Origin of the sequence: Amycolatopsis sp. FBCC-B4732, from assembly GCF_023008405.1 — a bacterium.
GTDB lineage: Bacteria > Actinomycetota > Actinomycetes > Mycobacteriales > Pseudonocardiaceae > Amycolatopsis > Amycolatopsis pretoriensis_A.
On the sequence record NZ_CP095376.1, the window covers coordinates 849,544 to 871,418 of the forward strand.

Below are 21,875 nucleotides of genomic sequence, written 5' to 3' on the forward strand. Positions count from 1 at the left end.
GGCGCATTTCAGGGAGAGTCTGCACCTCGTGCCGGCGCAGACCACGCCGCCGGCTTCCGTTTCGAAGCCGGCCACCGGCTTGATCTCCGTCTCGGGTACGACCGCGGTGTGGCTGGTGGGGGTACTCGTCGTCATCATCCTCGTCGCGGCTTTCGTTCCCCTGTGCTACGACCTCGTCAAGGCCGTCAAATGGCGGAAGGAGCTCACCGACTGGCTGAAGAGCGGCAAAATCCGCCGCGAAGACCTGATCGCCGTCCTGCGGTTGATCGCCCGCCCGCGGGGCACCGTGAACTCCGCCCGTACGACGATCGCCTACCTCATAGTCGCGCTGGTCGCCGCCGCGCTCGGCGTCACCGTCTTCTCGGCCGCCGATGACGCGCCGGACCTGCGCAAGACGATCGTCGCCTCGGTGCTGACCGTGCTGAGCCTGGTCATCGGGTTCTACTTCGGGTCCCGCACCGCGCAGACCGCGATCGATGCGCAGAACCTGCCGGGCACCGGGCCGGATGGTGGTCCCGGCGCCCCGGCGGCACCGGTCGTCAGCGGCATCGACCCCGGTACCTCGGCGAGTGGCGCGGTGACGGTGACCGGAACCGGGCTCATGGACGCGACCATCCTCTTCGGGACCTTGCCCGCGACGCGGATCGGGCCGCCGAGCACGACGCAGGCCGTCGTGGCCGTGCCGACCCGGCCGGCCGGGTACCCCGGGCTCGTCGACGTCGTGGCCGAAACCGCCGCGGGGACCTCTGAACGGACGGACAAGACGAAGTTCACCTTCGGGGGTTGATTTGTCCACCGGACAACGGAAAAGATCACACGGTGTATGTGACAACGTTGTCAGGAGGAAACGGATGAGACGTGGCATCCCAAAGCGGGGGACGCGCGTCCTCGCCACCCTGCTCGCCGGCGCCACCACGGTGGCCCTCGCGACCCCCGCCGGCGCCCAAGGCGGGCCCCGGTTCGCCGACGATCCCACCACGCTCGTCGACACCTCGATCGGCAACAACGGGGACGGCACCACCTTCCCGGGCGCCACCACCCCCTTCGGGATGGTGCAGCTCAGCCCGGACACCCAGCTCAAGAAGTACGCGTCCTACGACTACGCCCAGGACACCACCCTCGGCTTCAGCCACACCCACCTCTCCGGCGTCGGCTGCCAGACGATGGGCAACTTCCGCTTCATGCCCACCACCGGGGCCGTGACCAGCAGCGATCCCGCGCAGTACGGCGCCAAGTTCAGCCACGCGGACGAAACCCGCAGCCCCGGGTACTACGGCGTCAAGCTCGGCAACGGCGTCGAAGCCGAGCTGACCGCCACCCAGCGCACCGGTCAGCACCGCTACACCTTCCCTTCCGGCGCGAGCCAGAACGTCCTCATCGAGGTCGGCGAGAGCAACGGCTACACCTACGCCGGTGACGTCCACGTCGTCGGCGACGACACCGTCGAGGGCTGGCTGCAGGGCGGCAACTTCTGCTGGGAGACCCAGAAAGAGCGCTACAAGGTCTTCTTCAGCGCCAAGTTCGACCGCGGGTTCACGAGCTTCGGCACCTGGACCGACGGCAAGCTGACGCCGAACCGGCGCGACGCGAAGCTGGGCAGCCAGCGCACCGGCGCCTGGCTCACCTTCGGCACCGAAAAGAACCAGGTCGGCGCCTCCGTCGGGCTCTCGTACACCTCGATCGACGGCGCCCGGCTGAACCGCAAGACCGAGCAGCCCAAGTCGTTCGACAAGGCCGAAAAGCAAGCTCACGACACCTGGGCCGGCGAGCTGAACCGGATGCGCGTCGCCGGTGGGACGACCGCCGACCAGCGCACCTACTACAGCGCGCTGTACCGGTCGCTGCTGCACCCGTCCGTCGGGTCCGATGTGGACGGTTTCTACCGCGGCTTCGACGACCAGGTGCACCGCAGCCGCGACACGTACTACCAGATGTTCTCGCTCTGGGACACCTACCGCTCGCAGAACCAGCTCGTCGCGCTCCTGCACCCGGACAAGGCCGCGGACATGACCAAGTCCGTCCTCAAGGTCTACCAGGACGGCGGCTGGGTCCCGCGCTGGGCGCTGGGCGGCGGCGAGACGAACGTGATGAGCGGTGACCCCGTCACGCCGTGGGTGGTCGACAACTACCGCCGCGGCATCCTCGACGACAAGACCGCGCGGCAGCTCTTCGACGCTTTGTGGCGCAACGCCAACGAAGTGCCGGAGGACCAGTCGATCTTCCGTGGTCGCGACGGTAATCCGTCCTACGTGAAGAACGGCTGGATCGGTTACCAGGACCTCCCGGGCTACACCTACGGCGACACCCGCCAGGCCGGTTCGGCGACCCTCGAATACGCCCTCGCCGACTGCGCACTGTCCACAATGGCGCAAGGACTCGGGTACGGGGACAAGGCCGAGACGCTCAAGAACCGCTGCGGCAACTTCGCCAAGCTCTGGGACGCCGGCGTCGAATCCCGCGGCTTCACCGGCTTCCCCCGCACCAAGGCCGCGGACGGCACCGGCGTCGGCAACCCCGACCCGGCGCAGTCGACCGGCTTCCACGAGGGCACGCCGTGGCAGTACCAGTGGCTCGCGCAGCAGGACCCGGCGAAGCTGTTCGGCCTGATGGGCGGCCCGGCGCAGGCGGAGAAGCGGCTCGACACCTTCTTCGACATCCCGCTGCTGCTGGCCGACCCGGCGAAGGCCGCCAAGGACTCCTGGGTCCACGGTGCGTACGACTACCACAACAACTTCGCCTTCAACCCGAACAACGAGCCCGACCTGCACGCCCCCTGGATGTACAGCTGGACGGGCGCGCCGTGGAAGACGTCGGCCGTGCTGCGCGCGGCGCGAACGCTCTTCACCGACACGCCGTACGGCATGCCCGGCAACGACGACCTCGGCACCATCTCGTCGTGGCTCGTCTTCGGCATGACCGGCGTCTTCGAAGCCCAGCCCGGCTCCGGGACGTACCTGCTCAGCACGCCGATGTTCGAGAAGGTCGAGATCCGCCCGGCCGGCGGCCGCAAGATCGAGATCGAGGCGCCCGGCGCGAGTGCGGCGAAGCTGCAGTACACAAAGGACGTCCGGATCGGGGCGCGCGGTTACGACCGCGCCTGGATCTCCCACGCTGACCTGCTCCGCGCGGGCAAGATCCGGTTCTCGCTGAGCGACACCCCGGCCACCTGGGGCACGGCGTCCGTTCCGCCCGCCTTGTGAGGCTCGTCCCAGGTGCGGTGACCTGCGGTTTGTGCTGAGCTGGGAGCATGACGGAAGCGAAGACCACGGCGACCGAGAAGTTCTTCCGGGTCGCCATCGCGATCAAGGGCCTCGACGGCGCTCTGCAGGTCGTCGGGGCCCTGGTCCTCGCCTTCATCCCGGCGTCGGCCGTCAGCGGGTTCACCCACGCCGTGATCACGCGGGACCTGCTCGGCGACCCGTCGGGCACGCTCGCGCGGCACCTCGAGTCGGCGACGGAGAACTTCCTCAACGGCGACACCAAGACGTTCGCCGTCGCCTACCTGCTCGCCCACGGCCTCATCAAGCTCGGCCTCGTGTGGGCGCTGGCCCGGAAGATCGTCCGCGCGTACCCGGTGGCCGCGGTCATCCTCGCCGCCTTCGTGGTCTACGAGATCTTCCGGGCCGTGCACACCCACTCGATCGCGCTCCCGTTCTTCGCCGCGCTCGACGTCGTGATCATCGTCCTGGTGCTGCGCGAGTACCGGCAGTTGAAGCGGGCTGAGTAGCGTCACGCGGCGACGGGAAATCGCACCGTCGTGCTGTCGGCCTCCAGTGGCTCGACGTAGATGGCGGTGGCGTTGTCCGAGCCGCCGTGGGCCAGCGCCGCCTCGACGAGTTCGGTGGCGCCCGTGCCCGGCCGGGCCAGCACGGCGCGGATGCCGGCGCCGGCGAGCGGCTTGTGGATGCCGTCGCTGGTCAGCAGCAGGCCCGCGCTCGTGGTCTCGGCCGTGCCGATTTCGTGCGGTTCGGCGGTGCGGACGCTGGTCGTGACCACGTGCTCCATCCGCGGGGTCACCGGCTGGTGGCGGGCGCGGAAGTACTCGGCGAGCGTGTGGTCGGTGGTCAGCCGCGAGAGCGTGGTGCCGTCCCAGGCGTACGCGCGGGTGTCGCCGACCCAGGCGATGCGGTAGCCGCCGTGCGCGGCGGGCATCGCGACGACGAGCACGGCGTCCCCGCCGGTCTGCTCGCGCACGGCGCGCTGCGCGGCGAGCACGGCCTCGACGGGTCCTTTGTGGACGGGAGTCCGCGCGGCGGCCGCGGCGGCGGCGCGGGCCGCGCGTGCGGCGGCGGGATCGTCACCGACCCCGTCGGCGAGCGCGAAGACGACGCCGGGCCCGCCGGCGGCGGCGTACGCCCCGATGGCGTCGGCGTTGAGCGAGCGGGGGCCTTGCGCGCTCGCGGTGTGCCAGCGCGGGTACCCCGGACGTGTGGTGATCATCGCGGCCTCCTCATCCCCTCTGACCACCATGATCCGCGCCGAACCTGTGGGCCGTCTGAGACTTTCCTGTGCTCGCGGTGTAGGTCCGCGTACCGTGGGGAACGGGCTGGGGGCATGGAGTTCCGGATACTCGGGCCGCTGGCGCTGTCGCGCGCCGACGGCCGCCCGGCGGTGCTCGGCGGGCGCAAGCCGCGGACGCTGCCGGCGGCGTTGCTGCTGGCGCGCGGCCGGGTGGTGCCCGACGAACGGCTGATTTCGCTGCTGTGGGAAGCCGAGCGGCCCTCGACGGTGGACGCGCAGGTGTGCACGTACGTCTCCCGGCTGCGGAACGCGCTCGGCCGGCCCGCCGGGCTCGTCCGCACGGGCGGCGGCTACCTGCTCACCCCGGGCGGCACGCTCGACGCCGAGGAGTTCGCACGGCTGGCCGACGCCGGCCACGGCGACCTGCGCGCGGGCCGGCCGGTCCGCGCGGCGAAGGCGTTTCGCACCGCGCTGGAGCTCTGGCGCGGCCCGGTGCTCGCCGCGCCATCCGGGGCTTCGCCCCGGGCCGGGGGCTCCGCCACCCGGAACCCCCGCAAGCATGTGGCGTCGCCGCACCGTTGCGCGCGGGGGAGTCGGCGCGTTTCGAAGAGCTGCGCCTGGCGGTCCTGGAGGGCCGGATCGACGCGGAAGTGGCGTCGGGCGACCACCTGCGGGCGGTCCCCGACGCCACCGCGCTCGTCGTCGAGCACCCGCTGCGCGAACGCGCCAGTGCCCTGCTCATGGCCGGGCTCTGCGCGAGCGGCCGCCAGGCGGACGCGATCGAGGTCTACCACCGCGGCCGCCGGCTGCTGGCCGAGCGCCTCGGCATCGAGCCGGGCCCGGCGCTGCGGGCGGCCTACCAGCGGGTGCTCGACGTTCAGGCGGGGTAGGGCGCCGACCGGAAGTCCAGGTCGAGCTGCCGCGGCGAGCGCGGCAGCCAGTAGCGCGCCAGTGCGCGGACCTGGTCACGGGGCAGCCCGGGGTTGACGTGCCGGTGGTCGGGTTTCGCGATCGACTGCAGCGCCCAGGCGAACCCGAGCAGCGGATCGAGCGCGGCCCACCGCCGCCGGTCGATGTCGAGGACCATCTGCGCCCGCTGCACGGCGTGCCAGAAGTGGTACCCGTTCGGCGGATCGCCGTCCATGGTGTGCACCTCCGACTCGACGGGCGTCCGCCGCGGGTCGAAGAGCACCCCCTGCCCGAAGGCGGCGAAGGCGCGGGTGAGGCCCTCACCGTCGCCGCGGTAGAAGCGGTCGAAGTTGCCGAGCTGGAGTTTCGAGAGCGTCCGCAGCGGCTGTTCGACGGGCTTGACTGATTCGGCGTAGTTGCCGGGGTAGCCGGGTTCCAAGCTCAGCGTCCGCCACTTTTCGTACAGGCCTTCGGGCGCGTTCTGCTGGATGAACGGGAAGAGGACGGCGTAGGCGTCCTGGACGTCCTGTGCCGGGTGGTACAGCGCGATTTCGTCGAGCTGGTACCAGAGTTCGTTGGCCCGCCGGTCCCCGAGCATGCCCGGCACCGGCGGAAGCCCGGTGTCCGCGGCCGCGGTTCCGTGCAGCAGCGTGGCCCCGGCAACGGTGGCAACGCCGATCTTGAGCAGCCTTCGTCGGTCCATGTGGTGCACCCCCTGCCCGGCGGCCCCCTGTCGCCGTTCACCGGCCAAGCTACGGAAGGTTTCCATACTTTCTCTGTAAGATCGTTCCCGTGGACGACTACCGGGCGCTTGCGAACTTGATCTTTTCGTACGCGGCCCTGGTCGACGCAGGCGATTTCACCGCGGTGGGCGAGCTGTTCTCCTCAGGGGAGTTCACGGGCAGCGGCGGCGCGTTGCGAGGCGCGGCGGCGGTGGAGCGCATGCTGCGCGAGACGGTGATCGTGTACGACGACGGGACGCCGCGGACCAAGCACGTGACCACGAACGTGGCTTTGGAAGTGACCGGCTCGACAGCTTCGTCGAGCGCGTACTTCACGGTGCTGCAGGCGGTTCCGGGGTTACCGCTGCAGACGATCGCGGCCGGGCGTTATACGGACCGGTTCACGAGGAGCGACACCGGCTGGCGATTCACCGAGCGCCGCGCGGCGGTGGACCTGGTCGGCGACATCAGCCACCACCTGCGGCCGATTCTTTGATCGCGGATTCGTCAATCCGCCGTTCGTGGCGGGATTCGACCGGGCGCGGGTAACGGATCGTCGACCGGGCGCGAGCCGCCGGATAAGTCCCGCACCGCCGGGTAGGGTGGTCGCTCACGGCGTCGACGGCCGGGTGAGGGGTGGTCGCGGAATGGTGCTGACGCCAGCGAGTTTCGGCGGCGTGGTCCTCGGCGCCTTCCCCGACGTCTCGCTCAACCTGATCGCCGCGGCGATCGGTGGCACGGCGGTGTGGCTGGCCACGAAAGCGGGCCGGCGGCTCAGGTTGCTGCGGGCCCGCCGGTTCTGGAAAGCGATGGGCAGCCGGAAGCCGCTCCTCGTCCTCGGCGCGCCCGATTTCGAGCCGATCACCCGCTACGAGCCGACCGGAATGGTGGGCAAGGGGGACATCCTCGCCCTCGTCGAAATCGAATCCCAGCTGCGCGAACTGGGTTTCAAGGGGCGGATCGTCGAATCCAAGGAGCTGAATTCCCAGGACATGCGCTCCGACCTCGTCCTGATCGGCGGGCCTGACGGGAATTCCGTGACCGCCACGATGATGGGGAACCTCGGCGGAGCGATCTCCTACGAGTTCAAGTGGGAACCGGGGATCGGCCCGGCTGTGCACGACCGGCTGTCCGGGACCGCCGCAGCGGTCCCACGGTACGACAAGGCCGGCGATCCGGCCAGCGACTTCGGCCTGATCATCCGGACGGTGAACCCGCTCGCGCCGGAGACGGCGGAAATCGTCATCCTCGCCGGGTGCTGGGGTTACGGCACGGCGGCCGCGGCGGAGAAGCTGCGCGATCGGAAGTTCCTCCGCAAGCAGCGCAAGTCGAGGCACTTCGAGGCGCTGGTGGAGACGACCGTGGTGCGCCGTGCGCACTACAACGCCAAGGTCCGCGACACCCGGGAAATCACCCCGGCGGACTGAGGCCCGGACCCCCTGAAAGGGAACCCGGGCCTCGCACCCGTCAGCTCGGTCAGCTCTGCAGGTCGTACACCGCCTGGCCGTCGACCGTGGTGGCGGTGAAGTTCGCCGTCACCCAGTTCGTGATCTCCGACGAACCCCCACCGGGTCCGCCGCCCCGACCACCCTCGATGTAGTACTTGATCTCGCCCGCCGCCACGTACGCCTTGAACTCGGCTAGCGTCGGGGCCGGGTCCGAGCCGCTCCAGCCGCCGATGCCGATCACCGCCTTGCCGCTGGCCAGTTCCAACGACGCCGCGCTCTGCGAACCGGTCGTCGCCGCCGCCCACTTGGTCATCGTCTGGGAGAGCAGAGAACCGATCGTGCTCGACGAAGAGTCCTCGCCGCCGCCGAAGCCGCTCGACGTCGGGCCGGACGTCGGGATCGAACCGGTGTGGGCCACCGACGCCGTTTCGACGCCGTACGCCGCCGACGACACCCCGATGGTCAGGACCAGCGCCGCGGCCACGACGGTGACCAGCCGGCGCGACGCGGGCGCGCCCATCACCAGCACCGTGCCGACCACCACGCCCAGCACCGCGACGACCCACTTCAGCGCCGGGAACCAGTCCGGCGTCCGGTCGAGCAGGATGAACGACCACACCGCCGTCGCGACGACCATGCCGGCGAGCGTCGCCCGCGGGCCCAGGTTGGCCCGGCCCTGCCACAGCGCGCGGCCCGAGATCGCGACCAGTCCGGCGATCGCCGGCGCGAGCGCCACCGAGTAGTACGGGTGGACCGTGCCGCTCATGAAGCTGAACACCAGCGCCGTCACGACCAGCCAGCCGCCCCACAAGACCAGCGCCAGCCGCGTCCGGTCGGTGCGCGGCGCGCGCCGGGTGAACCACAGCCCCGCAACCAGGCCGATCAGCGCCGCGGGCAGCAGCCACGAGATTTCCGTGCCGAAGCTGGCGCCGAACATCCGGAACAGGCCCGTCGACCCGCCGAACCCGGTGTTGCCGCCCATCCCGCCGCCGCCCATGCCACCGTTGCCCTCGCCGCCGAAGATGCGGCCCAACCCGTTGTAGCCCAACGCGAGTTCGAGGAGACTGTCCCCTTCGGACCCGCCGATGTACGGCCGTGACGACGCCGGCCACAGCTCGACCAGCGCGACGAACCAGCCCGCCGAGACGACCAGCGCGACGACCGCGCCGCCCAGGTGCAGCAGCCGCTTGCCGAGCGACGTCGGCGCCGCGAGCAGGTACGCCAGCCCGAACGCCGGCAGCACCAGGAACGCCTGCATCATCTTCGTCAGGAAGCCGCACCCGATCGCGGTACCGGCCAGCGCGAGCCACACCGGGCTCGCCTTTTCCGTGGCGCGCACGACGAAGTAGGCGCCCGCGACCATGAGCAGGACGAGCAGCGCGTCCGGGTTGTTGAACCGGAACATCAGCGCCGCCACCGGCGTCACCGCGAGCACCGCGCCCGCCAGCAGCCCGGCGACCGGGCCCGCGGTCCGCTTCACCGCGAGGTACAGGATCCCGACGGACGCGACGCCCATCAGGGCCTGCGGCGCCAGCACGGTGAAGCTCGAGAACCCGAAGATCCGCGCGAACGCCGTGCCGACCCACAACGCGGCCGGCGGCTTGTCGACGGTCAGCACGTTGCCCGAGTCGAGCGACCCGAACAGCCACGCCTTCCAGCTCTGCGTCCCGGACTGCACGGCCGCCGCGTAGAAGGAGTTGCCGTAGCCGGACGCGGTCAGGTTCCAGAAGTACAGCACCGCGGTCGCGGCCAGCAGCCCGAACACCGCCGGGCGGACCCAGCGCGGTGGCGCCTGCGCCGCGGAGTCCTTGCGGTGGCGCGGTTCCCGCGTCACGGGGTCGGACAGGACGGCGGTCATCAGAACTCCTTCTGGGCGGCGGCCTGGCGGCGCGGGTTGAAGACCCAGCCGCGCAGGAGCAGGAAGCGGAGCACCGTGGCGGCGAGGTTCGCCAGCACGAGCACGGTGATCTCCAGGACGAGGCCGGGTGTGGTGGAGCCGTTGAGCAGGGCCAGCGCCCCGCTCGTCAGCGCCAGGCCCAAGCCGAACACGATCAGCCCTTCGAACTGGTGGCGCCCGGCGCCGGTGCGGCCGCGGATGCCGAACGTGAGGCGCCGGTTCAGCGCGGTGTTGCCGATCGCCGTCACCAGCAGCGAGGCGAAGTTCGCGGCCTGCGCGCCGACGACGGTCCGCAGCACCAGGAACAGCACGAGGTAGGCGAGCGTGCTGCTGACGCCGATCGCGGCGAACCGCACGAGCTGCGTCACCAGCCGTGGCGGCACGCCGGGCGCGTCGACGCCGATCGGCTGGCGGCCGAGTTGCTCGCGCAGCTTGCTGATCGGGATCTCGCCGGTGAAGGTGGCCTTCGTGACGCGGGCGATGCCCTTGAGGTCCTCGGTGGCGGTCTTGACGATGTTGACCGACGAGTCCGGGTCGTCGACCCAGTCGACCGGCACCTCGTGGATCCGCAGCCCGGCGCGCTGCGCCAGGACGAGCAGCTCGGTGTCGAAGAACCAGCCGGTGTCGACGACGTGCGGCAGCAGCTCGTGGGCGACGTCGGCGCGGATCGCCTTGAACCCGCACTGCGCGTCGCTGAACTTCGCGGCCAGCGTCGAGCGGAGGATCAGGTTGTAGCAGCGGGAAATGAACTCGCGCTTCGGCCCGCGCACCACTCGCGCCCCCCGGGCGAGCCTGCTGCCGATGGCGAGGTCCGAGTGCCCGGAGAGCAGGGGCGCGACGAGCGGCCCGAGCGCGGCGAGATCGGTGGAGAGGTCGACGTCCATGTAGGCGAGGACAGCGGCGTCGGAAGCCCGCCAGACGGCGTTGAGCGCGCGGCCGCGGCCCTTCTCGTCGAGGTGGTGGACGGCCACCTCGGGGAACTCGCGGGCCAGTCGTTCGGCCACCTGCAGCGTCGCGTCGGTGCTCGCGTTGTCGGCGACGGTGATCCGGTACGGGTAGGAGACGTGTTCGGCCAGGTGCGCGTGCAACCGTCGGATGCACGGTTCGAGGTCGGCCTCTTCGTTGTAGACCGGGATGACGACGTCGAGAACGGGCTGCGGACCGGCCAGATCGACCGGCACGGTCCCGGGCCGCGGTGCGGGGGCGGTGGCTGTCATGCCCCTACGGTCGCGGCCGCCGCTTTGGTGACCGTGTGATCTCTCTGTGCGGTTGCTGTGCGCCGCGCCCGGTGTCCGAAGGGCGGACACCGGGCCGTGAGGGTCAGCTGTGGACGCGCAGCGGCACCACGTTGCTCGGCAGGGACGCCCGGCCGGGCTCGTGCTTCGGTGCCGTGAAGCTGATCGTCAGCGTCACCAGGCTCGCGTAGCGCGGGTGGCGGTCGACGTACACCTCCGGCACCGCGCACGCCGCCGCCAGTACCGAACGGTGGCGGTGCAGGTGGTCGAAGGCTTCGCGCCCGTACAGCGACACGACGACGTCACCGCCGCGCGGGCGGCTCCACAGGATCGTCGGCCGGCCGCCGGGGAGGCGCAGCTGCGGGAACGCCGCCCGCAAGCGGTGTTGCAGCGCGACCGCGCGGATCCGGGCGCGGACCTGGTGACGGCGCAGCACCGCCCAGCCGAGCGCGGCGGCGAGGATGACCGAGGCCCACAGCGGGCCCGCCCACAGCGCGAACGTCACGACGGCGTAGGGGAGCAGCGTCAGGCCCAGGATCTCCCACCGCCAGTGGTAGATCCGCAGCGGGAAGGACGGCTGCCTGGTGGTCATGTCCGTGCTCCTTTCGGTCGGGTGGCGGCGGAAGAAGCCGCCGAGGTGGCGCAGCAGGCGTCCGGCTCCGGTGGCGGCCACGATGGCCGCGACGATCGCCGGCGCGGAGGTCATGTCGGGATCCGGGTCTTGGGGGCGGGCTGGAGGTCCTTGTCCTTGCCGAGCCGCCAGGTCCACCGCCACCCGGCCCAGACCGCGGCGACGGATCCCAGCAGGACGAGCACGACGGCCTGCCCCACGAGGCCCTCGAGCGGCGCGAGCCGGAGCAGCACCAGCAGCGCCCACAGCTGGGACGCGGTGAAGGGGATGACGAGCCCGGCGGCGTAGACGCCACGACGCCAGCGGCTGCCGCGCGGTGCGGCGGTGGTGTAGGGGTCCATGAGTTGCCCTCCTCCTCGGTGGATCCAGAAAACCTCCGGAACGCCGCGCCTTGTGTGTCAGGTGACTCAGAAGGCGGGATTCAGCTCGCGATTCGTCGAAGTTCGGCCAGGCGGGTGGTGCGACGTTGGCCGGATGTAGGAGGGGGGCGACTCGGCTTTTGATACCCCCGTGGCCGCGTCCGGCTGCGGACGGGCAGTCCGATCAGGCGCCTCGGCGGCGTCTCCGGGCACTCTCCGTGAAGGCCTGGGAGCGGCCGGTCGTCGAGGTGTACGGCGAAAAGGTGGCGTTTGAGCTGCGCGCACAACCCTTTCGGCGGAGTCCGATCGAGTCGGCGGCGTCATTGGCCCGTGGATGGGATAAGGTGCGCTCTGTGTCCACGAACTGTCACCTCCCTACGTTCGCCTACCTGGGTAGGTAAGCCCAGTGGCCGGTGCCTACCTACATTCTATGTCGGCGGCGGGGCCGCCGATAGGTACTGATGTGGTAACGCTGACCGTCGAAGCGGTGGGCACGGAGTTGCGCCGCTTGCGCAAGGCAGCCGGCCTGACCCAGGCCGACGTCGCCAGGATCATCGGCGTGAGCCGGGCGAACCTGACGCAGTGGGAAACCGGCCGCTACCTCCCTTCGGTGGAGAACGCCAGGTTGCTCGACGATCACTTCCGGGCGGCGAACGCACTGGTCCAGATGGTCGAAGCGGCTCGGTCGCCCGCTCCTGCGGCCGCCGCGCTCCTGTCGACGCGCGGCTCGCTGCTCGAGGTCTTCAGGCGGGCGGGACAGAGCCTTGTCGGGCACTTGATCCGCGACGAGAACGGCCGTGCGGTCGGCTGGCGGCACAACCTCCAGCAGGACAACGAGCAGACCACGCTCGCCACCGCGTACGGGATCAGTGCGTTGGCCGTGTTGAGCTCCGCCTACATCGACCTACGTCCGGTCGTCGAGCGTCTCTACGCCAAGCGGTCCGACTTCGGCTGGCAAGGTCGGTCCGCCGGACGGCGCCCCGAGGTCACCGCCGCGGTGGTGGACGCGCTGTGCCGGGCCAGCACCGTCCTGTCCGCCGAAGAGGGTCTGCAGCACCTCGAGAACTCGCTCGACGACTACAGCCGCACCCGGCCCTTCCTGCTCGCCACCGCGTTGCGCACGTCGGCCCGGATCGGCCCCGGCGCTCCGCTGACCCGCCGGCTGACGGACGACCTCCTCACCGCCCGGCTGGACTTCGACGGCGTCCTCCTGTGGGGCGAGAAGAAAGAACCCGGGCTGGTGGCCCCGGAACCGTCCACAGCGCACACCGCGCGCGCCGTCGTGGCGTTGCGTGACCTGCTGCGCACGGGGGAAGACCGCGCCGACGTCCGGGACGCGGTCGAAGTGGCGACGCAGTGGCTCGTCGACCGGACGCACCCGGACGACGGCATCATGGAAGACCTGGCGTTGCCGCAACCCGGCCGGGAAGCCGTCCGGGTCAACATCAAGCACTTCACGTCCGCGTGGGTCGTGCAAGCGCTGGCCGAGGCGCCCCGGGTCCCGGCCGTCCGGCTGAACCAAGCGCTCGATTCGCTCTGGGAACGCTACGAACCCGGTATCGGCCTCTGGGCCTGGGGCAGCGGCGATCTCCCGATCTGGATGACCCTCGACGCCGTCACCGCCCTGCGGGCGGCCGCGCTGGCGTTCACCGCACCACCTTTTCTTCCACCCGCAGCCGTAGAATAGAGAACCCCCGCACCATGAGCACGACTCCTTTCGTCGTTGCCGCCGACCCCTTGGCCGGCCACGCTTTCCCGCGCCGCATCGCGGACGCGCTGGGCAACGACGATCCCCCCACCGGCCTGGCCCAGCTCGAAACAGCGGCCAAGCAGATCCGCGCCGACCGGCTCGGTTTCGCCGCCTGGCTACGGGATCTGGTCGCCGACGAAGCGGCGGTCGCCGATGTGGCGAAGCGTTCGTACTGGCACCCCAACGGTTTCGCGAAGATCGTCCTCCACACGGGACTCGAACCGGAGTTCCGCGTGCGCCTGCACGTCTGGCCCCGCGGCGAGACGCCGTCGCGCGGCGAATCCAACCCGCACAGCCACCGGTGGGAGTTCGCCTCTTACGTGCTCACCGGAACCGGCATGCACATGGTGGACTTCGCGGAGACCACCGAGGGCGGGAAGCTCTACCGGCGGTACCGCTACGGAACCGATCCGGCGAACCCGGCGGCGCTCGTCGCCGACGGCGAGGTCCGGCTGAAACGCCGCGGGGCACTGCACGTCCACGGCGGTGACGTCTACACGTGCGACACCTCGGTGGTGCACACGGTGCGCCCGATCGACGCCGGGCTCACGGCGACCGTCGTGGTCCAGGGGCCGCGCCGGACGCCGACGACGGTCGTCTACTGCGAACCCGGCGAAAGCGACGACCAGCCCAATGCCGAACTTTCAGGTGAGGACTTCGTCCGGCTCGTGAGCGAAGTCCTTTCGACCCTCGAGAACGAGGTCGCACCATGACACTCGTGGAGTGGAAAGCCCAGGTCAAAAAGCGCCGGATGCCGGTGCGGCGCCGGCGCGGGGTGCTGACCGACCGGGCCATCCGGCGGGCCCAGGCGGCGGGCGAACTGCGGGTCGAGCCGTTCGACGCCGCCCTCGTGCGCCCGGCTGCGCTCAGCCTGCGGCTCGGGCGGGAGGCGTTCACGCTGGTGACGACCGGTCCGGTCGACGTCGCGGACCGCTCGACCCACCCGCAACTGGTCCCCAAGGAGCTCGACGACCGCGGACGGCTGGCCGTGGACCCCGGCGAAGTGGTGCTCGCGCCGACCTTGGAGAAGATCGGCCTCCCGGAACACCTGGTCGGCCTCGTCGACGGGACCAGCGACTACGCGCGGCTGGGGATCGGTGTCGTGCTGTGCGGTCAGGTCAGCCCCGGCTTCGGCCGGGGGACGGGCGCCGTGCTGACGCTGGAGATCGTCAACCACCTGCGGCACCCGGTCCTGTTGTATCCAGGGGCGCGGATCTGCAACTTGATGCTGTTCGCTTCGACCGGGAGCGAGCTGCCCTACGGCGAAATGCCGCACAACTACTCGAGCGACCACGCGGTCGTCGCGTCCCGATTGGCGGACCATGTCCGGCAGCTCTGAGCTCCTCCTCGGCGATCTGGGCGAGCGGGGCATCCAGGAACACGTGTTGCGGCCGCGCTACGGCCGCACGGAAGGCTTCGGCGACGACAGCGCTCTGCTCGGCGAGGTGGCCGCGCGGAGCGAGCTCGTCGCGACGACCGACAGCTGCCCGACGCCGGTGGTGAACATCCTGGCCGAGCCGGACCTGTTCCACGCGGGCTGGCTGCTGGCCACGATCAACCTGTCGGACCTGGCCGCGGCCGGCGCCACGCCGTTGGGGCTCGTCGTGAACTACACGCTCCCCAAGACGACCACGGTCGCGCAGTTCGAGCGGCTACTCGACGGCGTAGACGCCTGTTGTCGCGAGCACCGCACGAAGGTCGCCGGCGGCGACATCCAAGACGGCGCGACGATGCAGCTGACGGCTACCGCGATCGGCCGGTGCGTGCCGGGCAGCAGGCTCCGGCGCTCCGGCGCGAAGGAAGGCGACCGCCTGCTGCTGGTCGGCTCGCCGGGGTACCTCTGGGCAGCGGCTCTGGTGAAGACGGGCCGGGCTTCGGTGCCGCGGCGGGTGGAAAACGAACTCTGGGACCGCGCCTGCCGCCCGAAGGCCCAGCTCAAGGCCGGCCAGGTCCTGGCGGCCCGCAGCTTCGCCAGAGCGGCGATGGACGTCTCCGACGGCCTGTTCGCGACCGTCCGCACGCTGTGCGAGGCGAACGCCCTCGGCGCGGAGATCAGCGAGGAGTTCGACTTGGCCGACGGCGTGGCCCAGGTCGCGGCTCAGTGCGACCTCCGGCCCTTCGAGCTCGCCCAGACGTGGGGCGACTGGGGACTCGTCGTCGTCACCAGGGCGGAAGACGTCGAGCTGGCCATCAAGACACTGGATGAAGAGGGCGTGCCGGCACAGGAAATCGGGACGTTGACGGCGGGGCCGGAGCTGACGCTGGGAGCCGCGCGGTGGGAGGGCATTGCACAGGAGCGGTTCTCACCGAGCTCCTGGCACGGCGGTGAGCCCGCGACGCTCGTGGAGGCCGTGCTGGGCAGGCGATAAGCCGTTGAACGGTGTCGCGGTGGGTACAATCGAGCTTCTTGCTCGCGCCACTGCGGACCACTGGAGGACGGCGGAGTGATGCCACCACGAACGCCTCGGCCCGCGCTCGCCCGGGCTTTCGGCAGGGGCCCGTCGATCGAGCGGCTCGAGGCATGACGCCGGCCAGGGATTTCTGGACCTTCGAGCAGGACCAGGACATCACCATCGTGTGCCCACCGCTGCCGGAGGAATACCGGCGGTATCTCGCCTACGCCGATCCGGAGAGCGCCGACTTCGTTTCGTTGTACACCTATGCCGACCCTGATGCGCTGATCGAGCTGTTCGGCCACATCCGGGCCCGCAATCCCGAAGCCTTGGTCACTTTCCACACGGCCGACGAGTTGAGCTCCCACCACTACACCGCCCACCTCATCGTGCTAGGCGGCGTCGATTGGAACTCGGTGACCCGGGACGTGCTCGAACGGGTCGATCTCCCCGTAGAGCAAGTCAGCAGAGACGACGACGCCGAACAAGGCGGCTTCCGGGTGCGGCAGAACGGCCGGTCGATCCTGGTGGAACCGCAGTTCGACGGTGGCCGCCTGGTGGAGGACGTTGCCCAGTTCTACCGCGGGATCAGCCCCTTCAACCGGAAACGGACCGTGACCGTGTGCAACGGCATGTACGGCCGCGGCACGCTCGGAGCGGTTCGCGCGCTGACGGACGTGCGGTTCCGCGACCGGAACGAGGCGTACGTGCGCGAGCGCTTCGGCGAAGCGGAGTCGTTCAGCATCATCAGCCGGGTGCCGGTCGTCGGCGGGCAGGGTCTGACGCCCGACTGGACGATCGAGGAGAACCGGCTGCACGAGTGGCCCGAGGCCGCCGGATGACCGCCCGGCAATACCGGTCTCACCGGGGTCTGCTGGCCGCTTTCGACACCTTCGACGCGCCCCGTGCGGAGTTCGACGCGATCATCGTGCCCACCGGCCGCCCGGCCCCCTACCTGCGTCAGGCGATCGCCGCGGCCAGGGAACACGACGTCTTCCTGCTCCTGTTGTGCAGCAGGCGGTCCACCATCGCCAGCGCTGCGCTGGAGGCGAAGGGGGCGGGCGTCCGCGCGCTCGCCATCGACATCGACGAGGTGGACCCCGGGCTCGTGCCGCCGTTCGCCACGGATCAGCTCCTGCGGGAGACCCGGTTCCAGAGGCCGACCGACACCAGCTTCAAGCGGAACCTCGGCCTGCTCATCGCGGCGCTGGCCGGCTGGCAGCGGATCCTCTTCCTCGACGACGACATCGACCTGCCGGACACCGCGGATCTCGGCGTCGCGGCCGGCCTGCTCGGCGAGTTCCCGGTCGTCGGGCTCGCCAACGCGGGAATGCCGGACAACTCCGTCGTGTGCCACGCGATCCGCGACGTCGGGCAAGCGCAAGACACCTTCATCGGTGGGGGCGCGCTCGCGGTCGGGGAAGCCGCGTTCGGCTCGTTCTTCCCCAACATCTACAACGAAGACTGGTTCTTCCTGCTCGACGGCAGGGATCTGCGGCCGTCGGCGGTCACGGGGCTGGCGGTCCAGAAGCGCTACGATCCCTACCGGGACGCCCGTCGCGCCCGTGGTGAAGAGCTGGGGGACACCCTGGCCGAGGGCGTGTTCGGGCTGTTCGACAGCCACCTCGGCCTCATGCACGCCGACGAGCGGTACTGGCGGGAGTTCTTCGCCGACCGCCGCCGGATCATCCGCGAAACGATCGCACTGGTCCAGCGGTCGAAGATCGAAGCGGGCCTGCGCGCGCGGATGGTCGACTCGCTCAGAGCGGCGATCGGGCGCAGCGAGTTGATCACGCCGGAACTGTGCACGCGGTACCTCCGTGCCTGGCAAGCCGACTGCGTGCGCTGGCGGCGGCGGATCACCGAGCTTCGTCGGTACCACGGGGGTTCGGGCGTCGAGCAGGCCGTCGGGGTGCTCGACCTTCCTTCGTTCGCCCAGGCCGGTGTCGATGTCCGGGTCAGTACCGGGCGGCGCCGATCGGCGGCACCGGTGGCGCGGGTGTGACCGGCACGAGGTCCTTGACCAGCACGTGACACCGTTCCGGCTCGTCCCGGAAACTGCCGTCCGGCAACACCGTGAGCGCGTAACAGGTCACTTCGTCGTGGCCCCAATCCCGGTAATCCAAGCGGCGGTAGAGGTGGGCCGCGGCCGTGTTGTCGGTGCGGACCGCCAGGGCCACCCGGTGGTGGCCGCTGCCGAAGAGGTACTCCTCCGCCGCGGCGACCAGGGCCCGGCCGATGCCGCGGTTGCGCAGCTCCGGCCGGACCTCGAGGTGGGTGAGCAGGGCGACCTCGGAGAGGTGCTGGCGGATCGGCGGTTCTTCGGCGGTTTCCAGCCACACGTACACGTGGCCTGCCGGGTGGCTGTCCAGCCACGCGAGGAGAAGCACACCGCGCCTTTGCCGCTGGCGCCTCAGCCGATCGGCGAAGTACCAGCCGGTGCCGAAGGCCGCGACGAACGATTCCAAGTTCGCGGAACGCGCCGGTCGGACCTGGGGTTCGGTCATGGCTCCTCCCGTCCGCCCGGGCGCAAACCCGCTACCCGGGAACTCTACGCGGTCGCGGTCAGGTCGTAGACCGTTACACCGTCCACAGTGGACGCCTCATAGTGGTCGGCCACCCACTCCGCGATCTGCTGGGCCGCGTCCGAACCCGTGCTGCCCTGCATCGTCATGCCCTCACCCAGGAAGTAGTGGATCCGGCCGGCAGCCACGTACTGCTGGAACTGCGCCAGCGTCGGATAAGGGTCGGTCCCGTTGAACCCACCCACCGCCATCACCGGCGCTCCGCTCGCCAGCTGGTAACCCGCCGCCGCGTTCGACAACACCGTTGCCGCTGTCCACGTGTACTGGGAGGCGTCCTTCTGCAGCAACGCCGTCAGGGAAGCGCCCGGCATCGTCGTGCTCAGCAGTGAGCCCGGGCCGCCGCCGCGGAAGCCGCCCGGGCCGCGGCCGCCGAAGCCCGATGAGGGGCCTGCCGACGGGATTGCGCCGCTGTGTGTCACCGATGCCGTGGCCAGGGTGTACGCGCCCGTTCCGGTCAATGTCGCGACGAGGGCCAGGACGGCGACCGCGGACGCCGCCCAGCGGGTCAGGTGGGCTGCGAAGAACAGGGCCACCGCCGCCAGCAGGCCGCCCACCAGGATCGTCGGGGCCAGCCATGGCTGCCACGTCGAGCTCGACAGAACCAGGTACGCCGTGAGCGCTGTCAGGGCCATGCCGCCGCTGAGCAGGCCCGATGCCGTCGGGCGGGAACGCAGGCGCCACAGCTGGACCGCCGCCGTGCCGACCAGCGCCGCGATCGGCGGGGCCAGTGCGACCGTGTAGTACGGGTGGATGATGCCGCCCATGTAGCTGAACACCAGCGCCGTCACCAGGAGCCAGCCGCCCCAGAGGACCAGGGCCGTGCGGGAGCGGTCCGTGCGCGGGGCGTGGCGGGTGAACCACAGGCCCGCGCCCAGCGCCAGCACGGCCGCCGGCAGCAGCCACGCGATGCCGCCCGCCATTTCGCTGCCGAACAGCCTGGTCAGGCCGGTCGAGCCCCAGCCGCGGCCGGCGCCGCCGCCGACGCTGCCCACCTCGTCGCCCGTGATGCGGCCGAAGCCGTTGTAGCCGAAGACCAGTTCCCACAGGGAGTTCGTCTGGGAGCCGCCGATGAACGGGCGCTCGGCGGCCGGCCAGAGCGCGACCACCACCAGGTACCAGCCGGCCGCCGCGACCGTGGCAAGCAACGCGCCCAGCAGGTGCAGCAGCCGCTTGCCCAGCGACACCGGCGCCGCGATCAGGTAGGCGAGCGCGAACGCCGGGAGCACCAGGAACGCCTGCAGCATCTTCGCCAGGAAGCCGAACCCCACCGCGACGCCGGCCAGCGCGAGCCAGCGCGGGCTCGCCTTCTCGGCGGCGCGGACCACACAGTACGCGGCGGCGACCAGGAGCAGCACCAGCAGCGCGTCGGGGTTGTCGAAGCGGAACATCAGCGCGGCGGCCGGGGTCAGCGCCAGCACGAGCCCGGCGAGCAGGCCCGCGGCCGGGCCGGACGTGCGGCGGACCGCCGCGTGCAGCAGCCAGACCGAGCCCACGCCCATCAGCGCCTGCGGTACCAGGATGCTCCACGCGTTGACGCCGAACACCCGCGCCGAGAGCCCCATGACCCACAGCGCCGCCGGGGTCTTGTCGACCGTGATCGCGTTCGCCGCGTCGCTGGAGCCGAAGAACAGCGCCTTCCAGCTCTCCGAACCCGCCTGGGCGGCCGCCGAGTAGAAGGCGTTCGCCCAGCCGGACGCGCCGAGGCCCCAGAGGTACAGCACCGCTGTGCCGAGCAGGAGGACGGCCAGCGCGGGCCGGTGCCAGGTCGAGCGGGCGGGCACAAGAGGGGCCACTGCGGTTTCGCGTGACGCTACACCGGCTTTTCGGGGGTTCCGGGTGGCGGAGCCCCCGGCCCGGGGCGAAGCCCCGGATGTCACAGCGGTCATGAGGTCAGCTTCCGGTGCCGAGCTGGGGCCGGGTTGTGCCGATGCTGTGCACTCGCTGTGCGGGCACGGCCACGGGGAGGCGCACCGCGAACTCCGTCCGCCCGGGACGGCTGTGCACCTCGATGCTGCCGTGGTGGGCGAGCACGACCGCGGACGCGATCGCCATGCCGAGCCCCGTGCTGCCGGCGTTGCGGGAGCGCGACGAATCGCCGCGTGCGAACCGTTCGAAGACTTCGGGGAGCAGGTCCGGGTCGATGCCGGGGCCGTTGTCGGTCACCGTGAGCACCGCGCTGCCGTCGACCGAGCGGGCCAGGGCCGTCACCACCGTGGTGCCGGGCGGCGTGTGCGTGCGGGCGTTGGCCAGCAGGTTCGCCAGGACCTGGTGCAGGCGCTGGACGTCGCCGTGCACGAGGACCGGGTCCGGGGGCAGCTCCAGGAGCCAGCGGTGGCCGCGGCCGGCGACCTGGGCGTCGCCGACCGCGTCGGCGACCAGCCGGGTGAGGTCGACTTCGCGGACGTCGAGCGGGCGGCCCGCGTCGAGCCGTGCGAGCAGGAGGAGGTCCTCGACGAGCGCCGACATCCGGACGGCCTCGGACTGGATCCGGCCCATCGAGTGCGCGACATCGGGCGGCACCAGCGCGCTGCCGCGGGCGGCCAGCTCGGCGTACCCGCGGATGGCGGCCAGCGGCGTCCGCAGCTCGTGGCTGGCGTCGGCGACGAACTGGCGGACGCGGATCTCGCTGTCCTGGCGGGCTTCGAGGGCCTGGGCGACGTGGCCCAGCATCAGGTTGAGCGCCGAGCCGACCTGCCCGACCTCGGTGCGCGGGTCGGTGTCGGCCTCCGGGACGCGGATGGACAGCGCGACCTGGCCGCGGTCGAGCGGCAGCTCGGTCACGCGCCCCGCGGTGGCCGCGACGCGGTCGAGGGGGCGCAGCGTGCGGCGGACCGCGAACGCGCCGAGGAAGGCCGCGCCGAGGACGCCCGCGGCGGCGACGCCGAAGAGGATCAGCCCGACGGTGACGAGCGTGGCGGTGACCGGCGCCATCGGCAGGCCGGTGACCACGACTTCGCCGGTCCCGGTGACCGGCAGCGCCATCAGCCGGTACTCGCCGAGGTCGTCGAACGACACCGTGTGCGGCCTGCCGTCGGCGGGCACCGAGAGCATGACGGCCTGCTGGGCCGCCGAAAGCCGCAGGCGGTCGCCGTGCTCGGAGATGCTGTCGTCGTGGACGAGCCGCCGCTGCGCGTCGAAGGTGCCGCTGACCGTGCCCACGTTCTGCCCGAGCGGGTGCTGGCCCTGGTCCTCGGGTGGCCCGGCGTCCTGCGGGCGGGCGTTGCTCGCGAAGACGAGGGAGCGGGTCGCGGCGGCGGACAGCTGCTGGTCGACTTGGCGGGTGAGGAAGACGTCGAGCGCGAATTCGCTGACGACGCCGACGATCAGGCACACCACGGTGAGCAGCACGACCATCGACCCGGTCAGCTTCGCGCGCAGCGAAAGCCGCCCCCGGCGGGGGCGTGACGAGACGGTTCGCGCGGCCATGGGTCCAGCGTCCGGCCGGGCCGTGTGTGCGGCTTGTGTGCTGCCTGTGAGGCGGCTGT

General features: G+C 71.1%; 21 protein-coding genes and 1 pseudogene. 13 read left to right on the forward strand and 9 right to left on the reverse strand.

Annotated elements, in window-relative coordinates; all coding sequences use genetic code 11:
• Window positions 1-28: 28 nt before the first annotated feature.
• From MUY14_RS03045 to MUY14_RS03055, 3 genes are all read left to right on the forward strand, one after another.
• Window positions 29-787, forward strand: coding sequence for a hypothetical protein (locus tag MUY14_RS03045; RefSeq protein ID WP_247020556.1), 759 nt, complete (start codon window positions 29-31; stop codon window positions 785-787).
• A 64-nt stretch (window positions 788-851) separates the two neighbouring features.
• The gene (locus MUY14_RS03050) at window positions 852-3,200 is read left to right on the forward strand and encodes a GH92 family glycosyl hydrolase (protein ID WP_247020558.1); all 2,349 of its coding nucleotides are present in this window, start codon (window positions 852-854) and stop codon (window positions 3,198-3,200) included.
• Between the two features lie 47 nt (window positions 3,201-3,247).
• A complete protein-coding gene (locus MUY14_RS03055; RefSeq protein WP_247020560.1) occupies window positions 3,248-3,727 on the forward strand; it encodes a DUF2127 domain-containing protein in 480 nt (159 codons plus the stop codon).
• Window positions 3,728-3,729: 2 nt separating this feature from the next.
• On the opposite strand, the gene MUY14_RS03060 is transcribed toward MUY14_RS03055, so the two are convergent.
• Entirely contained in the window at window positions 3,730-4,440 is a 711-nt protein-coding gene (locus MUY14_RS03060) for a PP2C family serine/threonine-protein phosphatase (protein ID WP_247020562.1), read from the reverse strand.
• Between the two features lie 114 nt (window positions 4,441-4,554).
• Between MUY14_RS03060 and MUY14_RS46745 the strand changes: the two are divergent.
• A pseudogene (locus MUY14_RS46745) lies at window positions 4,555-4,908 on the forward strand (winged helix-turn-helix domain-containing protein); the annotation flags it as partial.
• A 131-nt stretch (window positions 4,909-5,039) separates the two neighbouring features.
• Window positions 5,040-5,351 carry an AfsR/SARP family transcriptional regulator gene (locus tag MUY14_RS46750; protein WP_281506248.1) on the forward strand — a complete coding sequence of 104 codons (312 nt, stop codon included), beginning with the start codon at window positions 5,040-5,042 and terminating at the stop codon, window positions 5,349-5,351.
• Here MUY14_RS46750 and MUY14_RS03070 read toward each other — a convergent pair.
• On the reverse strand, window positions 5,339-6,073 hold the full coding sequence (locus tag MUY14_RS03070) for a hypothetical protein (protein WP_247020564.1): 735 nt from the start codon (window positions 6,071-6,073) through the stop codon (window positions 5,339-5,341). The genes MUY14_RS46750 and MUY14_RS03070 overlap by 13 nt on opposite strands.
• 89 nt (window positions 6,074-6,162) lie before the next feature.
• On the opposite strand from MUY14_RS03070, the gene MUY14_RS03075 reads away from it, so the two are divergent.
• Window positions 6,163-6,588, forward strand: coding sequence for a nuclear transport factor 2 family protein (locus MUY14_RS03075; RefSeq protein WP_247020566.1), 426 nt, complete (start codon window positions 6,163-6,165; stop codon window positions 6,586-6,588).
• A gap of 151 nt (window positions 6,589-6,739) precedes the next feature.
• Window positions 6,740-7,519, forward strand: a complete 780-nt coding sequence (locus tag MUY14_RS03080) for a hypothetical protein (protein WP_247020568.1) — start codon at window positions 6,740-6,742, stop codon at window positions 7,517-7,519.
• A 49-nt stretch (window positions 7,520-7,568) separates the two neighbouring features.
• Here the strand turns inward: MUY14_RS03080 and MUY14_RS03085 are convergent, their stop codons facing one another.
• The 4 genes from MUY14_RS03085 to MUY14_RS03100 all read right to left on the reverse strand — a co-directional run bounded on the left by MUY14_RS03085 (window position 7,569) and on the right by MUY14_RS03100 (window position 11,644).
• On the reverse strand, window positions 7,569-9,398 hold the full coding sequence (locus tag MUY14_RS03085) for a glycosyltransferase family 39 protein (RefSeq protein ID WP_247020570.1): 1,830 nt from the start codon (window positions 9,396-9,398) through the stop codon (window positions 7,569-7,571).
• The gene (locus MUY14_RS03090) at window positions 9,398-10,654 is read right to left on the reverse strand and encodes a bifunctional glycosyltransferase family 2/GtrA family protein (protein ID WP_247020572.1); all 1,257 of its coding nucleotides are present in this window, start codon (window positions 10,652-10,654) and stop codon (window positions 9,398-9,400) included. The genes MUY14_RS03085 and MUY14_RS03090 overlap by 1 nt, the downstream gene beginning before the upstream one ends.
• Before the next feature lie 103 nt (window positions 10,655-10,757).
• Window positions 10,758-11,378, reverse strand: a complete 621-nt coding sequence (locus MUY14_RS03095) for a hypothetical protein (RefSeq protein ID WP_247020573.1) — start codon at window positions 11,376-11,378, stop codon at window positions 10,758-10,760.
• Window positions 11,375-11,644 (reverse strand): hypothetical protein, encoded by a 270-nt coding sequence (locus tag MUY14_RS03100; protein WP_247020574.1) that lies wholly within the window; start codon window positions 11,642-11,644, stop codon window positions 11,375-11,377. Before MUY14_RS03100 ends, MUY14_RS03095 begins: the two co-directional genes overlap by 4 nt.
• A gap of 490 nt (window positions 11,645-12,134) precedes the next feature.
• On the opposite strand from MUY14_RS03100, the gene MUY14_RS03105 reads away from it, so the two are divergent.
• From MUY14_RS03105 to MUY14_RS03130, 6 genes are all read left to right on the forward strand, one after another.
• A complete protein-coding gene (locus MUY14_RS03105; protein ID WP_247025041.1) occupies window positions 12,135-13,349 on the forward strand; it encodes a helix-turn-helix transcriptional regulator in 1,215 nt (404 codons plus the stop codon).
• A gap of 14 nt (window positions 13,350-13,363) precedes the next feature.
• A complete protein-coding gene (locus MUY14_RS03110) occupies window positions 13,364-14,125 on the forward strand; it encodes a hypothetical protein (protein WP_247020576.1) in 762 nt (253 codons plus the stop codon).
• On the forward strand, window positions 14,122-14,751 hold the full coding sequence (gene dcd, locus MUY14_RS03115) for a dCTP deaminase (protein ID WP_247020578.1): 630 nt from the start codon (window positions 14,122-14,124) through the stop codon (window positions 14,749-14,751). The genes MUY14_RS03110 and dcd overlap by 4 nt, the downstream gene beginning before the upstream one ends.
• Window positions 14,735-15,781 (forward strand): thiamine-monophosphate kinase, encoded by a 1,047-nt coding sequence (locus tag MUY14_RS03120; RefSeq protein ID WP_247020580.1) that lies wholly within the window; start codon window positions 14,735-14,737, stop codon window positions 15,779-15,781. The genes dcd and MUY14_RS03120 overlap by 17 nt, the downstream gene beginning before the upstream one ends.
• Window positions 15,782-15,933: 152 nt before the next feature.
• Window positions 15,934-16,647 (forward strand): hypothetical protein, encoded by a 714-nt coding sequence (locus MUY14_RS03125; protein WP_247020582.1) that lies wholly within the window; start codon window positions 15,934-15,936, stop codon window positions 16,645-16,647.
• Window positions 16,644-17,810: a hypothetical protein gene (locus MUY14_RS03130; RefSeq protein ID WP_247020584.1), complete on the forward strand. Its 1,167-nt coding sequence runs from the start codon at window positions 16,644-16,646 to the stop codon at window positions 17,808-17,810. Before MUY14_RS03125 ends, MUY14_RS03130 begins: the two co-directional genes overlap by 4 nt.
• Here MUY14_RS03130 and MUY14_RS03135 read toward each other — a convergent pair.
• Genes MUY14_RS03135 through MUY14_RS03145 form a run of 3 tightly spaced genes read right to left on the reverse strand, consistent with a single transcriptional unit; the run spans window position 17,764 to window position 21,816 of the window.
• A complete protein-coding gene (locus MUY14_RS03135; RefSeq protein WP_247020586.1) occupies window positions 17,764-18,312 on the reverse strand; it encodes a GNAT family N-acetyltransferase in 549 nt (182 codons plus the stop codon). The two genes, MUY14_RS03130 and MUY14_RS03135, sit on opposite strands and share 47 nt — an antisense overlap.
• A gap of 44 nt (window positions 18,313-18,356) precedes the next feature.
• The gene (locus MUY14_RS03140; protein ID WP_396126700.1) at window positions 18,357-20,276 is read right to left on the reverse strand and encodes an ArnT family glycosyltransferase; all 1,920 of its coding nucleotides are present in this window, start codon (window positions 20,274-20,276) and stop codon (window positions 18,357-18,359) included.
• Between the two features lie 4 nt (window positions 20,277-20,280).
• Window positions 20,281-21,816: a cell wall metabolism sensor histidine kinase WalK gene (locus MUY14_RS03145; protein WP_247020590.1), complete on the reverse strand. Its 1,536-nt coding sequence runs from the start codon at window positions 21,814-21,816 to the stop codon at window positions 20,281-20,283.
• Window positions 21,817-21,875 lie beyond the last annotated feature (59 nt).

Bases quoted from the DNA above. Each gene is read 5' to 3' on its own strand.
- dcd (WP_247020578.1), top strand. From the start codon at position 14,122: ATGACACTCGTGGAGTGGAAAGCCCAGGTCAAAAAGCGCCGGATGCCG.
- MUY14_RS03135 (WP_247020586.1), bottom strand. From the start codon at position 18,312: ATGACCGAACCCCAGGTCCGACCGGCGCGTTCCGCGAACTTGGAATCG.
- MUY14_RS03090 (WP_247020572.1), bottom strand. From the start codon at position 10,654: ATGACAGCCACCGCCCCCGCACCGCGGCCCGGGACCGTGCCGGTCGAT.
- MUY14_RS03125 (WP_247020582.1), top strand. From the start codon at position 15,934: ATGACGCCGGCCAGGGATTTCTGGACCTTCGAGCAGGACCAGGACATC.
- MUY14_RS03080 (WP_247020568.1), top strand. From the start codon at position 6,740: ATGGTGCTGACGCCAGCGAGTTTCGGCGGCGTGGTCCTCGGCGCCTTC.
- MUY14_RS03140 (WP_396126700.1), bottom strand. From the start codon at position 20,276: ATGACCGCTGTGACATCCGGGGCTTCGCCCCGGGCCGGGGGCTCCGCC.
- MUY14_RS03110 (WP_247020576.1), top strand. From the start codon at position 13,364: ATGAGCACGACTCCTTTCGTCGTTGCCGCCGACCCCTTGGCCGGCCAC.
- MUY14_RS03055 (WP_247020560.1), top strand. From the start codon at position 3,248: ATGACGGAAGCGAAGACCACGGCGACCGAGAAGTTCTTCCGGGTCGCC.
- MUY14_RS03070 (WP_247020564.1), bottom strand. From the start codon at position 6,073: ATGGACCGACGAAGGCTGCTCAAGATCGGCGTTGCCACCGTTGCCGGG.
- MUY14_RS03120 (WP_247020580.1), top strand. From the start codon at position 14,735: ATGTCCGGCAGCTCTGAGCTCCTCCTCGGCGATCTGGGCGAGCGGGGC.
- MUY14_RS03050 (WP_247020558.1), top strand. From the start codon at position 852: ATGAGACGTGGCATCCCAAAGCGGGGGACGCGCGTCCTCGCCACCCTG.
- MUY14_RS03060 (WP_247020562.1), bottom strand. From the start codon at position 4,440: ATGATCACCACACGTCCGGGGTACCCGCGCTGGCACACCGCGAGCGCG.
- MUY14_RS03085 (WP_247020570.1), bottom strand. From the start codon at position 9,398: ATGACCGCCGTCCTGTCCGACCCCGTGACGCGGGAACCGCGCCACCGC.
- MUY14_RS03130 (WP_247020584.1), top strand. From the start codon at position 16,644: ATGACCGCCCGGCAATACCGGTCTCACCGGGGTCTGCTGGCCGCTTTC.
- MUY14_RS03095 (WP_247020573.1), bottom strand. From the start codon at position 11,378: ATGACCTCCGCGCCGGCGATCGTCGCGGCCATCGTGGCCGCCACCGGA.
- MUY14_RS03145 (WP_247020590.1), bottom strand. From the start codon at position 21,816: ATGGCCGCGCGAACCGTCTCGTCACGCCCCCGCCGGGGGCGGCTTTCG.
- MUY14_RS03100 (WP_247020574.1), bottom strand. From the start codon at position 11,644: ATGGACCCCTACACCACCGCCGCACCGCGCGGCAGCCGCTGGCGTCGT.